Source organism: Neobacillus drentensis, assembly GCF_036962765.1.
Lineage (GTDB): Bacteria > Bacillota > Bacilli > Bacillales > Cytobacillaceae > Neobacillus > Neobacillus drentensis_C.
This window is the reverse complement of the sequence record NZ_JBALOS010000176.1, coordinates 6,730-7,067: the sequence shown is the minus strand read 5'-3', so window position 1 is coordinate 7,067 and position 338 is coordinate 6,730. Positions and strand designations below refer to the sequence as shown.

Sequence of the window (338 nt, the reverse complement as noted above, 5' to 3'; positions counted from 1 at the left end):
CGAAATGACACTCAATATGATCTTCTTTTCCATTACATTTAAGAAACGAAAAGTAAGTACAGAAGAAGCTATACATCAAGAAATGGTTGAGAAGCTTTATGAACAAAACAAAGACCGTCAAGCATCCGTGTTCCGTTGTATGTAATAAGTAAAAAATCTAAACAGAAGAAAGGTGGTTTTATAAATGTTGTTTTTACGAATGCAAGGTCGGGGTGCTAGTTTCTGGGTTATGAAGGATACCACCTAGCTAACGAGTCAAAATTAGGAGGTAACGAGATGCCACTGCATATCTTATTATTGTTGCTATTTTTTAAATCAGGGCTATGTTAAACCTTATT

At 34.6% G+C, this 338-nt stretch carries 1 protein-coding gene; it reads left to right on the top strand.

Annotated elements, in window-relative coordinates; genetic code table 11:
* Nucleotides 1-4: 4 nt before the first annotated feature.
* Entirely contained in the window at nucleotides 5-145 is a 141-nt protein-coding gene (locus V7137_RS20995; protein ID WP_335699873.1) for a YrzI family small protein, read from the top strand.
* Nucleotides 146-338: the final 193 nt, after the last annotated feature.

Coding starts and splice junctions, on each gene's coding strand:
- V7137_RS20995 (WP_335699873.1), top strand. CDS start 5: ATGACACTCAATATGATCTTCTTTTCCATTACATTTAAGAAACGAAAA.